At 68.7% G+C, this 12,566-nt stretch carries 12 protein-coding genes; 7 read left to right on the top strand and 5 right to left on the bottom strand.

What is annotated here, in order from left to right; genetic code table 11:
• Positions 1–149: 149 nt before the first annotated feature.
• From glcF to ykgO, 4 genes are all read right to left on the bottom strand, one after another.
• Entirely contained in the window at positions 150–1,487 is a 1,338-nt protein-coding gene (glcF, locus tag GBZ48_RS20260; RefSeq protein WP_174472657.1) for a glycolate oxidase subunit GlcF, read from the bottom strand.
• A gap of 17 nt (positions 1,488–1,504) precedes the next feature.
• Positions 1,505–2,680 (bottom strand): glycolate oxidase subunit GlcE, encoded by a 1,176-nt coding sequence (gene glcE, locus GBZ48_RS20255; RefSeq protein WP_174472656.1) that lies wholly within the window; start codon positions 2,678–2,680, stop codon positions 1,505–1,507.
• A 16-nt stretch (positions 2,681–2,696) separates the two neighbouring features.
• Entirely contained in the window at positions 2,697–4,184 is a 1,488-nt protein-coding gene (locus GBZ48_RS20250; RefSeq protein ID WP_174472655.1) for an FAD-linked oxidase C-terminal domain-containing protein, read from the bottom strand.
• 235 nt (positions 4,185–4,419) lie between these two features.
• On the bottom strand, positions 4,420–4,545 hold the full coding sequence (ykgO, locus tag GBZ48_RS20245; protein ID WP_012973122.1) for a type B 50S ribosomal protein L36: 126 nt from the start codon (positions 4,543–4,545) through the stop codon (positions 4,420–4,422).
• Between the two features lie 664 nt (positions 4,546–5,209).
• On the opposite strand from ykgO, the gene GBZ48_RS20240 reads away from it, so the two are divergent.
• Positions 5,210–6,178, top strand: a complete 969-nt coding sequence (locus GBZ48_RS20240) for a tripartite tricarboxylate transporter substrate binding protein (protein ID WP_174472654.1) — start codon at positions 5,210–5,212, stop codon at positions 6,176–6,178.
• 86 nt (positions 6,179–6,264) lie between these two features.
• Here GBZ48_RS20240 and GBZ48_RS20235 read toward each other — a convergent pair whose 3' ends face one another.
• Complete coding sequence (locus GBZ48_RS20235; protein WP_174472653.1) at positions 6,265–7,380, bottom strand: tripartite tricarboxylate transporter substrate binding protein; 1,116 nt, start codon at positions 7,378–7,380, stop codon at positions 6,265–6,267.
• Between the two features lie 334 nt (positions 7,381–7,714).
• Here GBZ48_RS20235 and GBZ48_RS20230 point away from each other — a divergent pair, with 334 nt between their 5' ends.
• From GBZ48_RS20230 to GBZ48_RS20205, 6 genes are all read left to right on the top strand, one after another.
• Entirely contained in the window at positions 7,715–8,383 is a 669-nt protein-coding gene (locus GBZ48_RS20230; protein WP_174472652.1) for a 4-carboxy-4-hydroxy-2-oxoadipate aldolase/oxaloacetate decarboxylase, read from the top strand.
• Positions 8,384–8,410: 27 nt separating this feature from the next.
• A complete protein-coding gene (locus tag GBZ48_RS20225; protein ID WP_174472651.1) occupies positions 8,411–9,364 on the top strand; it encodes a hydroxyacid dehydrogenase in 954 nt (317 codons plus the stop codon).
• Between the two features lie 127 nt (positions 9,365–9,491).
• On the top strand, positions 9,492–10,205 hold the full coding sequence (locus tag GBZ48_RS20220) for a response regulator transcription factor (protein ID WP_174472650.1): 714 nt from the start codon (positions 9,492–9,494) through the stop codon (positions 10,203–10,205).
• Positions 10,202–11,647 carry a sensor histidine kinase gene (locus tag GBZ48_RS20215; RefSeq protein ID WP_174472649.1) on the top strand — a complete coding sequence of 482 codons (1,446 nt, stop codon included), beginning with the start codon at positions 10,202–10,204 and terminating at the stop codon, positions 11,645–11,647. Before GBZ48_RS20220 ends, GBZ48_RS20215 begins: the two co-directional genes overlap by 4 nt.
• A gap of 76 nt (positions 11,648–11,723) precedes the next feature.
• Positions 11,724–11,939, top strand: a complete 216-nt coding sequence (locus GBZ48_RS20210) for a hypothetical protein (protein ID WP_174472648.1) — start codon at positions 11,724–11,726, stop codon at positions 11,937–11,939.
• A 17-nt stretch (positions 11,940–11,956) separates the two neighbouring features.
• On the top strand, positions 11,957–12,520 hold the full coding sequence (locus GBZ48_RS20205) for a cytochrome b (protein WP_174472647.1): 564 nt from the start codon (positions 11,957–11,959) through the stop codon (positions 12,518–12,520).
• The last annotated feature ends 46 nt before the right edge of the window (positions 12,521–12,566 follow it).

Here is a 12,566-nt window from a genome sequence, read left to right as displayed (position 1 = left end):
CCTGAACGGGGCGGGGCTGGAACGATAGGCGGTGAGGCGGGCGGATTTTCTGACACAGATGGACGCAGATAAACACAGAATTGTGGGGGTACGAAACCCCCGGTTCCGCCCACGCTGACGTGCACGCCCTCTTCTCCCCGCCCCAATGGTCAGGCCGCTTGTACCCCGCCTTGCCGGAAGGCCGGGCGTCCGGCCAGCGCGTCCGGCATCGGGCCGCCGGTCGCCCAGTCCAGCAGTTCCACCGTATGGACCACCGGCAGCCCGGTGCCGCCGGCAATCTGGGTGATGCAGCCGAGATTGCCCGCCGCCACCGCCTGGGCCTGGGTACTCTCGATGGCCGCGACCTTGCGGGCCCGCAGCTCTCCCGCGAGTTCCGGCTGCAACATGTTGTAGGTGCCGGCCGATCCGCAGCAGAGATGCGCGTCCGGAATTTCCTTGATCAGGAAGCCGGCGGCGCGCAGCAGGACGCGCGGCGGCTCCTTGATGCGCTGGCCGTGCTGCATGGAGCAGGCGGAGTGGTAGGCGACCGCCTGCCCGGTCTCCACCACCGGCCGGGCCAGCCCGATCTCGTCCATCAGCTCGGTGACGTCCTTCGCGAGACCGGCCACCCGTGCCGCCTTGGCGGCGTAGGCGGGATCCTCGCGGAACATGTGGCCGTAATCCTTCACGCTGGTGCCGCAGCCCGACGCATTGATGACGATGGCGTCGAGTCCCCCGCCCTCGATCTCTTTCGTCCAGGCGTCGATGGTCTTCTTCGCGGCGGCGTGGGCGAGATCCTCCTTGCCCATATGGTGCGTCAAGGCGCCGCAGCAGTCGGCGCCCTTCGACACCACCACCTCGACCCCGTGCCGGGTCAGCAGGCGGATGGTGGCCTCGTTGATCTGCGGGGCCAGCACCTGCTGGGCGCAGCCGATCAGCAGGGCGACCCGCTTCTTCCGCGGCCCCTCCGCCGGATGCACGCCGGGCCGGTCGCTGTAGCTCGGCGCCGGGACACTGGACGGGGTGAGCGCCAGCATGGCGGACAGCCGCTTGGGCAGCATCGCGCGGAAAGGCCGGCCGATGGACGCCCCGAGCGAGGCGCCCAGCAGGGCCATGCGGAACAGCCGCGGGTTGGGCAGGACCCGCGCGATCAGGTCGCGCACCGCCCGGTCGGCCGGCGGACGGCTGTGCGTCGCCTCGATATGGGCGCGGGCGTGATCGACCAGATGCATGTAATGGACGCCCGACGGGCAGGTCGTCATGCAGGACAGGCAGGAGAGGCAGCGGTCGATGTGCTTGACCGTGCTGTCGGGCGGCGGCCCGCCCTTCTCCAGCATGTCCTTGATCTGGTAGATGCGGCCGCGCGGGCTGTCCAGCTCGTCACCCAGGATGGTATAAGTCGGGCAGGTCGCGGTGCAGAAGCCGCAATGCACGCATTTGCGCAGGATCTGCTCCGAGTCGCGGATCGCGGCGTCGGCCAGCTGGGCCAGCGAGAAGTTGGTTTGCATCGAGATCGGTCTTCCCGTTACAGCCCCGCATACATGCGGCCGGGGTTGAGGATGCCCTTGGGGTCGAAGCTTTCCTTGACCCGGCGGCTGAGCGCCATCAGCGCTTCGGGCAAGGGCTGGAACACATCCGTCGCCGCGCGCACCGGCTCGGGCGCCCGCACCAGCGTGGCATGGCCGCCGGCGGTGAGCGCGCCACGGATCGCCGCGCCTGAGTCGGGTGGTGCAGCCAGCCAGACCAGCCCGCCGCCCCAGTCGTAGAAGACCTCGACGTCAAGCGTCCGGCGGATGGCCTCGACGGTGGCGGGGCCGGCCGACGGCGGAACCGAGAGTTTCCAGAGATGGGCGTCGCTGCCCTCCCCCAGCCCTGCCCCGTCCCGCACCTCGCGCCAGACCGCCAGCGACTCGTCACGACCCAGCACGGCGTCGGCCCGCAGCTCCTCGCGCAGCATGGTGACGCGCGCGGCAACCGATGGGCCGAAACCCTCCAGCCGCACCAGCGTCACCGCCCCGCCCGCCCGCGATACCGCGGACACGCCCGACCGCGCGGCGATCCCCGCCGGCAGATGGGCGGCGCCCGACACCTCGTAGGGGCTGCGCAGCGCGCGGTCGAGCATCGCCACCGCCGCCGCATCGTCCAGCCCGGACAGCAGCAGCGTCGCGCTGTCCTCCGGCGCCGGCAGCACCTTCACCGTGATCTCGGTCAGCGCGGTCAGCGTGCCGAAGGACCCGGTCATCAGCTTGGGCACATCATAGCCGGTGACGTTCTTCACCACCTTGCCGCCGCCTTTGTAGGCTTCGGCCCGGCCGCTGACCCCGGCGATCCCCAGCGTATGGTCGCGGGCCGACCCCACCGAGATGCGGCGCGGCCCGGCCAGCCCGCTGGCGACCAGCCCGCCGAGCGTCCCTCCCTCGGGGGGCTCGAAGGCCAGATGCTGCCCGCGGTCCGCCAGCAGGACGCGGATCGTCGCCATGGGCGTGCCGGCCAGTGCGGTTAGCACCAGTTCTTCCGGCTCATAGGCGATGACGCCGGACAGGCCCGACAGGTCGAGCGCGTGGCCGGCCTGCACCGGGCGCCCCAGCCCGCGGCGGCTGCCACTGCCGAGAATCTCCAGCGGCTCACCGGCCGACAGCGCCCAGCGCACCGCGTCGGTCACCTGCGCGGCGGTTTCCGGCTTCAAGGTGGTGATGGTCATGGCGAGCGGCGGCCCCTCAGAAGCGCGGGATGTCGGGGAAGCGCAGTTCCCCCTGGTGGACATGCAGCCGGCCAAGCTCGGCGCAGCGGTGCAGCGTGGGAAAGACCTTGCCGGGGTTCAGCAGACCGTCGGGGTCGAAGGCGCATTTCAGCCGCTGCTGCTGCTGCAAATCGGCCTCGTCGAACTGGTCGGTCATCAGGTCGCGCTTTTCCACGCCGACGCCATGCTCGCCGGTCAGCACGCCGCCGACCTCGACGCACAGGCGCAGGATGTTGTTGCCGAACTCCTCCGCCGCCTCCAGCTCGCCCGGCTTGTTGGCATCGTAGAGGATCAGCGGGTGCAGGTTGCCGTCGCCGGCATGGAAGACGTTGGCGACACGCAGGCCGCAACGGTCCGACATCTCCTGCATCCGTTGCAGCACCAGCGGCAGCGCCTTGCGCGGAATGGTGCCGTCCATGCAGTAATAGTCGGGACTGATCCGCCCCACCGCCGGGAAGGCTGCCTTACGCCCGGCCCAGAAGGCCAGCCGCTCCTCCTCGCTCTTCGACACGCGGGCGTAACAGGCGCCCTTGTCCCGGGCGATGGCCTCCACCCGGTCGATCAGATGGTCGACCTCTGCCGCCGGGCCGTCCAGCTCGACGATCAGCAGCGCCTCGACATCCAGCGGATAGCCGGCATGGACAAAGGCTTCGGCCGCATGGATGGCCGGGCGGTCCATCATCTCCATGCCGCCGGGGATGATGCCGGCGGCGATGATCGCCGCCACGCAGTCGCCGCCCTGCTCGCTGGTCGGGAAGCCGAGCAGCACCGCGCGGGCGGTCGCCGGCTTCTTCAGGATACGCACGGTGACCTCGGTCACCACGCCGAGCAGCCCTTCCGACCCGGTGACGATGCCCATCAGGTCGTAGCCGCCGGCATCCAGATGCTTGCCGCCAAGCCGCAGGATGGTGCCGTCCATCAGCACCATCTCCAGCCCCAGCACATTGTTGGTGGTCAGTCCGTATTTCAGACAGTGCACGCCGCCGGAATTCTCGGCGATGTTGCCGCCGATGGTGCAGGCGATCTGGCTGGAAGGATCGGGGGCATAATAGAAGCCCTCATGCGCGACCGCGTTGGAGATGCCGAGGTTGGTCACCCCCGGCTGCACGGTGACACACCTATTCGCATAGTCGATGTCGAGGATGCGCTTGAACTTGCCCATGCCGAGCAGCACACCGTCCGCCAGCGGCAGGGCGCCGCCCGACAGCGAGGTGCCTGCCCCGCGCGGCACCACCTTCACCCCCATCGCCTTGCAGGTCTTGAGGACCTGCGACACCTGCTCCACCGTGCTGGGCAGCACGGCGACCATCGGCAGCTGGCGGTAGGCGGTCAGCCCGTCGCACTCGTAGGCGCGCAGTTCGTTCTCGTCGACGATCACGCCTTCGCCGGGAACGATGGCGCGCAACGCCTCCACGATCTCCCGGCGGCGGGCGATCACCCCGCTGTCCGGCACCGGCATCTTCATGGCGGGCGGTCCTTATCCCGTTGCGGCGAACTCGTCCGCCACACGTACCATCCGCCGCAACCTTAAGACAAGACGATGCGGCTCCCGACCCATCCGGCCGGAACCGCCACGCGGGAAGCGCAGGCCACAAAACGCAAGAGCCGCACCCGAAGGCGCGGCTCTTGCGTAAACACCCGATGACGGAGAGGCTGGGCGCGATGCCCGGCCTCGCAGTCGATCGACCCTTGCGGATCGATCAGCCCTGGCGGGCCTTGAAACGGGGGTTCTGCTTGTTGATGACGTAGACGCGGCCCTTGCGGCGGATCACGCGGCAGGCCTTATGGCGCGTCTTCATCGACTTCAGGGAGTTGACGATTTTCATGATGCTGTTCCTGAACGCTCGGCGGCTCGATTGAAGGCGCGCACCATAGTGCGGTGCCCACCAACTGTCAACGCTCGGGAACGCTCCGAAAAAGACCTCCCTGCCGCTCAGCATTTCCCACCCCATCCATCTCGCCGGAACGACAGATACGGGAGGGTGGATGGATAGATGATATTTCTAGGACACAATGCAGAGCCCATCTCTCCAATAAAGAGAAATCCGTGGGGCGGGCCGGTAAATTGTATGGAAGATATACAACTTCGCGTTAGCCGGTGCCGATGGGCGGCGGGCCGGAGATGACTGTCCGCCCACGATTCTCGACTTTGCTCTCGCCAAAAAATCCCAACAAAAACTGCCACGCAATCAAGCCGATACACAGTATTTACTTATGACACCCTGATAGCTTCATCAATTCTTCGCAATATTCTGCGGTGTATTGACGCGACGATCCGAAATCGTATGCTGCGGAGTTGAAGGCCTGTTCTTGCTGATGTAGGAACATCCTCAGATATTCAGCGGCATCCGGACCGCCATCGCGCATGATTACAGCCGATCCCGTCGGAAAGGTTGTCGATTCGTGCCGGATCGGCCCGGACTCCGTCCCGTTCCGCGCATGGCACGCCGCATGCGGCCGTCTGCGCAGCGCATCATCGATGGGGGGATCATGAAGTTCTGGAAAGCTCTCTCTCTGGCAGCCGCGGCCGGCGCGCTGTTCATGTCGGCCACGAACGCCGAGGCGGCCTATCCGGAGAAGCCGATCACGATGATCGTGGCCTTCGGCGCCGGCGGCGGTACCGATCTGCTGATTCGCGCCCTGGCACCCTTCCTGGAAAAGCAGCTGGGTGAGGGCAGCCGGGTCGAGGTGGTGAACAAGCCCGGCGCCGGCGGCGAGATCGGCTTTGCCGCCATCGCCGACGCCGCCCCCGACGGCTACACCATCGGCGCCATCAACTCGCCGAACGTCAACGCCATCCCGATCGAGCGCCAGGCCCGCTATTCGCTGGACCGGCTCGACCCGCTCTACAATCTGGTCGACGACCCGAGCTCCTTCGCGGTCAACAACGAAGGTCAGTTCCAGACGCTGACCGACGTCGTCACCTTCGCCAAGGCCAACCCGAACAGCGTGACGGTCGGCACCACCGGCATCGGCTCCGACGACCATCTGGCGATGCTGGTGTTCCAGCGCCAGGCCGGCGTGACGTTCACCCATGTGCCCTTCCAGGGCTCCGCCGCCAACGAGGCGGCGCTGGCCAACAAGAAGATCATGCTGAGCGCCGTGAACATCGGCGAGGCGATGCAGTACAAGCAGAAGGATCCGATCACCGTCCTGGGCGTGATGGCCGAGAAGAAGGTGGAGCAGGCTCCCGGCGTCGGCACCTTCAAGGAGCAGGGCTTCAACGCGCTGATGTCGTCGCTGCGCGGCATCGCGGCGCCGAAGGGGCTGCCGCCGGAGGTGCGGACCAAGCTGGTCGACGCGCTGGGCAAGGCCGCCAACGATCCGGGCTTCCAGGCCAAGGCGAAGGAGCTGTACCAGCCCATCCGCCTGCTGGCGCCGGACCAGTACGCCGCCGAACTGGCCGAGTCGACCAAGGAACTGCGCGAGTTGTGGGCCACCAATCCGTGGCTGAAGTAACACCCGCCGCAGGGATCGGACGATAAGGAAAGGGCGCCGGCTTGCACCGGCGCCCTTTTTCCGTCCAACGATCCCTGCGACAGCCCTCACTTCAGCCAGGGCGTCTCCTTCCAGATGGTGCGGAAGGTCGCCTCCTGGGTCTTCAGTTCCGCCGCATACTGGTCGGAGGGCAGCAGGCGCAGCGGCTGGTAGGCCTTGCGGGCGATGTCCTGGAACTCCGGATGCTGGACCGCCTTGGCGATGGCGTCGACCAGCTTGGTCCGCACCTCCGGCGGAAGGCCCATCGGGGCGGCGAGGCCGCGCAGCGACGACATCTTCACGTCGAAGCCAAGCTCCTTGAAGGTCGGCACGTCGGCGGCCTGCTCCGACCGCTTTTCCGTCATCACGCCCAGGATGCGGATCGGGTCGCCTTCACGGGCCCGCGCCGATTCGCCGATGTTCATCGAGGTGACCTGGATGTGCCGGCCCAGCAGGGCGCGGTGGGCGTCGGCGCTGCCCGGGAAGGGCACATGGGTCAGCTGGGTCTGGGTCAGGCGCTGGAACATCAGCATCGCCAGATGGTCGTCGGAGCCGATGCCGGTGGTGCCGACCGTCACATTGTTGGGGTTGGCCTTGGCGAAGGCGGCGACGTCGGCCAGCGTCTGGAACGGGCTTTCCTTGTGGACGACGAAGGAGCCGGGATCGTCGACCAGATTGTAGAGCGGGTCGAGCCGGTCCAGCGAGAAGCGCGCATGCCGCTCGATGGGGATCGTCACGACGTTGGGCGAGTTGATTAGGCCGATGGTGTAGCCGTCGGGGGTGGCGTCGGCGATGGCGGCAAAGCCGATCTCGCCGCCCGCACCCGGACGGTTCATCACGATCACCCGGGCGCTGCCGCCCAGTTCCTTCTCGATGAAGGGGGCGAGCGACCGGACGATGAAATCGGACCCGCCGCCGGCGGCATAGCCGACGATCAGGCTGATCGGCTTCTCCGGATAGGCGGCCAAGGCCGCGCCCGGCGCCGCCAGCGCGATGGCCGCCGCCAGCCCGGCGGCAACTCCGACAGCGGCCCCAGTGGCAACAGTCCCGATGGCCGCCGACAGCCGCACCAACCCTCCCGACAGGATCCTTTGCGACAAGGCGCCGAACCGGCCGATTCCGGCCGCGGAGGCGGCGGGGCCTGCCGATCCATCCTGAACGGCGGAATGCGCCTTCATATCCATACATCGCCTCCTTCGGTTCGCATCCGCACCACGGCCGGGACCACGATCCAACGTTGTGCCCGGCACCGCCCCAGGAACTGCCCCAGAAACCGCCGCGCCTGCGGATGCGGCATCTTTCAATTGCTTTTTATCGGTCATCAGACGCCGTTCCGGCGCCTTCTTGCGGCAATCCCCATCGTAAAGGCGATTTTCCAGCAATCAACCTCCGTTTCGATGTTTTCAGTTACAGCAAAATATTCTAATACTTGTTTATCTGTCCTGGTTCACCCGTCATAAGGGTCATCCGGAGCACGCCGCACCGGATACCGTTCATTCGCGAAAGGCTGCTCCCGGCATGACCGTTCACAAGGATTTCGCCCGCCCCGACGCCGCCACGCTGGAGGCGCTGCGTGCCCAGTCTCCCGCCACCCTGCACGAGGCGATGGGCAAGAAGGGCGCCATGGGCTACCCGATCAAGCCGCTGTTCCCCGGCATGCGGCTGTGCGGTCCGGCGCTGACCGTGTCCTGCGGGCCGACCGACAACCTGATGATCCACATCGCGGTGGCGCTGGCCAAGCCGGGTGACGTGCTGGTGGTGGACTTCAAGGGCATGACCGATGCCGGCCCCTGGGGCGACATTCTGACCGCGTCGGCCATCGCCCGCGGGCTGGGCGGGCTGGTGATCGACGGCTGCGTGCGCGACGCCGCCGCCATCCGCGACATGGGCTTCCCGGTCTTCTGCCGCGGCACCAACATGAAGGGCACCAACAAGACCGACGCCAAGGGCGACGTCAACACGACGGTCGTGGTCGGCGGCGTGATGGTCTCGCCGGGCGACATCGTGGTCGCCGACGACGACGGCGTGGTGGTGGTGCCGCAGGATCTGGCTGCCGACACGCTTGCGAAGGCCGCCGCCCGCGAGGCCGCGGAAGAGGCCTACCGTCATAAGCTGGAAGCCGGCGAGACGACCATCGAGCTTCTGAACCTGAAGCCCTATCTCGACGCCGCCAACATCGCGCTCTGATCCGCTCTCCGACGGAAGCCTCCCGCCATGCCCGACATCATCATTTCCGAATTCATGCAGCCCAGCGCCGTCGACGAGCTGCGCCGCGACTTCGACGTCCATTACGACGAAACCCTCTACAAACGCCTGGACGAGCTGTATGCGATGGGCCGCGACGCCCGCGCCATCTGCATCCGCAACGAGACGGAGATCCGCGGCGCCTTCTTCGACGCCTTCCCCAAGCTGAAGGCGGTGGGCCGGCTGGGCGTCGGGCTGGACAACATCGACGTGCCGGCCTGCCGGGAGCGCGGCATCGCCGTCCTGCCGGCCACCGGCGCCAACGAGGTGTCGGTCGCGGAGCTGGCGATTGCCGGCCTGATGATGCTGGTGCGCGGCACCACCTATTTCGCGACGCCGGACGTGGCCGCCGGCAAATGGCCGCGCGGCCGGTTGATCGGGCGCGAGGTGTCGGGCAAGACACTCGGCATCGTCGGTTTCGGCCGCATCGGCCGCCATGTCGCCCGCCGCGCCCAGGGTCTGGACATGACGGTGATCGCCGCCGACCCGCATGTGCCGGCAGACGATCCGGTCTGGGCCCGCATGGGCGTGGAGAAGGTGTCGTTCGACCGCATCTGGGACACGGCCGACGCGCTGTCGCTCCACCTGCCCTACACGCCGGACACCCACAATCTGGTCAGCGCCGAGGTGATCGCCCGGCTGAAGCCCGGCACCATCCTGGTCAACGTCGCCCGCGGCGGCATCGTCGACGAGGCGGCGCTGGCGGCGGCGCTGACGAGCGGCCATCTCGGCGGCGCCCTGCTGGACGTCTATGCGACGGAGCCGCTGCCGGCCGACAACCCGTTCCAGGGCGTGCCGAACCTGATCCTGACCCCGCACATCGGCGCCACCACCGACGAGGCGCGCATCCGCACCGGCCACATGATCGCCGACAACGTCCGCGCCGTGCTGACCGGCACCATCCCGGACACCGCCATCGTGTGAAGAGAGCCCTGTCCCGAGGCGGGAGAGGGAAGAAAGACCGACATCCGTGCCCGGCTTGCAGTCGTGCGGCAAAAGGCGGAGAGTCGCGGCAATCCCATCCCGCCCACCGGTTCCGGAAACTCCCGCTTTGCGGCTGCTGCTGATCGAAGACAACCGCCGGCTGGCCGCCCTGACCGCCGAAGGGCTGGGCAAGGCCGGCTTCGCCGTCGACCTCGTCCACAGCGCGGAGGATGCGTCGGCCGCCCTGGCCGTCGCCGGCTTCGATGCCGTGCTGCTCGACCTCGGACTGCCGGATGCCGACGGGCTGACGCTGCTGTCGGCCCTGCGCGCCCGCACCGACGCCACCCCGGTGCTGATCCTGACCGCCCGCGACGGGGTCGATGACCGGGTCAAAGGGCTGAACCTGGGGGCCGACGACTATCTGGTGAAGCCCTTCGCGCTGGAGGAGCTGGTCGCCCGCATCCGCGCCCTGCTGCGCCGGCCGGGGGCTGCGCTGGGCATGGTGCTGCAACAGGGGAACCTCGCCTTCGATTCGGCGGCCCGGCTGGCCAGCGTCGCCGGCAAGCCGCTGGATCTCAGCCGGCGCGAGCTGGACGCGCTGGAGTTGCTGCTGCGCCGCGCCGGCCGGGTGGTGTCGAAGGCGGCGCTGGAGAACGGCCTCTACGGCTTCGGCGAAGAGGTCGGGTCGAACGCGGTCGAGGTGCTGATCCACCGGCTGCGCAAGCGGCTGCTTGCCGCGGGCGCCACCGCCGGCGTCCAGACCCTGCGCGGCATCGGCTATATCCTGACTGAAGTGCCTGCGGAGAAGGGGGCGGAGGCCGGCGCGGAGATCGGGCAATGAGCGGCGGCGCGGACAAAGGGCGCCCGCCGTCGCTGCTGGCGTCCATCGCGCGCTGGCTGGTGCTGGTCACGCTGCTCGCGGTCGCAACCACGGCGCTGCTGCTCTATGTCGAGTTCAAGGGCACCCACGACCGGATGCGCCAGCGCACCCTGTCCGGCGTCGTCCGCGTGATCGAGAAGGCGGTGCGCGGCCCCAACGGCACGCTGAACATCGCCCTGTCCGAGCCGGTCCAGGCGATGCTGCGGGTGAATGCCGCCTCCTTCGCCCTGGTCGATGGCGAGGGCCGGCTGCTGCTCGGCTCCAGCGGCGTCGACGGTCCGCTCGACCCTACGGCGACCGAACGGCCGCGCAGCGTCTTCCGCGTGCCGGCGCAGAACGGCGAGCCGCCGCTCTACGGCCTCAGCCACCGCATCGAGGTTGGCAGCCGGCCCTATTGGATCCAGGTGGCCTCCGGCGAGGAGGAGCTGCATATCGAATGGCTGCTGGAAGAGTTCGTCGAGCATTTCGGCTGGATCTGGCTGCCCTTCGCCCTGGTGCTGATCCTGGTCAATCTGGTCATCATCCACCGCGGCCTGCGGCCGCTGCGCCGCGCCTCGGCCCGTGCCGCGGCGATCGGACCCGACAGCGTGTCGGAACGGCTGCCGGAACAGGGCATGCCGCGCGAGGTGCTGCCGCTGGTCCGCGCCGTCAACCAGGCGCTCGACCGGCTTGAAGCCGGTTACGAGGCGCAGCGCGGCTTCATCGCTGACGCCGCGCACGAGCTGCGCACGCCGCTGGCGGTGCTGGACGCCCATCTGGCGCTGATCGGCGCCGCGGGCGCCCCGATTCGCGAGGATGTCGCCGGCATGGCGCGGCTGGTCGACCAGCTGCTCGATCTGGCGCGGCTGGACGCTCTGCGCATTGCCCCCGACGAATCGGTCGACCTGTCCCGGCTTGCGGTGGAGACCGCCGCCCATCTCGCCCCGCTGGCGCTCGGCAAGGGCCGCCTGATCGAGGTGATCGGCGACGACCGGCCGCTGCCGGTGCGCGGCGCCCATGACCCGCTGTTCCGCGCCCTGCGCAATCTGGTGGAGAACGCCGTCTGCCATGCCCCGGCCGGCAGCACGGTCAGCCTGGAGCTGGCGCAGTCCGCCGACGGCGGGCCGCTGCTGCGGGTGATCGACCGCGGCCCCGGCATCCCGCCGGACCAGCGCGCCCGCGTGTTCGAGCGCTTCTGGCAGGGCGGGCGCGACAGCCGCCATGGCACCGGAACGGATGGGAACGGAACCGGCGGGGCCGGGCTGGGCCTGTCCATCGTCGCCCGCACCATGAAGGCGCATGGCGGCAGCATCGCGGTCGAGGACACCGCCGGCGGCGGCGCCACCTTCACCCTGCGCTTCCCGCCCATGCCGCGGCGAAGCGACGCAGCGCGGCCGCTTCCGGCTGCCACCGGCGTTCTGTAAGCCCCTCTGTAAGCCTCATGTAAGCTGGGCAGGCTAGACCGGTGGGAACTCTTCGCCCCTGCCAGGATGACCGCCGATGCTGTCCGCCACCTCCCCGACCGCCCTGCCGACGATGCCGTCGCCGCTCCAGAGCCGCCCGTCCACAACGGCGACGGCCGGGATCGACAGCGACGGCGACCGCGACAACGACACCCGCGAGAGCGCCGCCGCCCAGGCCGCCGAGCAGCGCAGCGCCACCCCCAGCCTGCCGGCGGACCCCAACCGCGGCCGCACGCTCAACATCACCGCCTGAACGGAGGCGCGTTTCAGATGCCCACCACCTACAGCACCACCCAGAAAACCTTGCACTGGCTGATCGCCCTGCTGATCGTCGGCCTCTATCTGCTGACCTTCGGCGAGGATTTCTACGAGCGCGGGCACCCGATGCGGGCGACGATCTGGTGGCTGCACATCTCCTTCGGCCTGGGCCTGCTCGGACTGGTGCTGGCGCGGATCGTGCTTCGCCTGACCCGCGGCACCCCCGGCCTGCCGCCGGAAATGACGCCGGCCGAACGCGGCGCCTCGCACCTCGTCCATTTCGGCCTCTACGCCCTGATGCTGGCAATCCCGCTGGTGGGTGTGGTGCTGACCTGGCTGCGCGGCGACACGCTGACCTTCTTCGGCCTGTTCACCATCCCCTCCCCCTTCGAGGCCGACCGCACGCTTGGCCGCTCGGTGAAGGAGATCCACGAGCTTGGCGCCAACCTGATCCTCGCCCTTGCCGCCCTGCATGCGGCGGCGGCGCTGTGGCACCATTTCGTCCGCCGCGACGGCGTGCTGGCCCGCATGCTGCCGGGGCGCCATGGACGCAGCCAGCCCGGCCTCGCCGACTGATCCCGCAAACCTCTTTCTCCACCCATGCGAGCGCCGCCCCTGTGCG

The sequence above is a fragment of the Azospirillum melinis genome (assembly GCF_013340935.1).
In the GTDB taxonomy this organism is placed as follows: domain Bacteria; phylum Pseudomonadota; class Alphaproteobacteria; order Azospirillales; family Azospirillaceae; genus Azospirillum; species Azospirillum melinis.
Note: the sequence above shows the minus strand (reverse complement) of the source record. Positions and strands in the feature narration are given on the sequence as shown.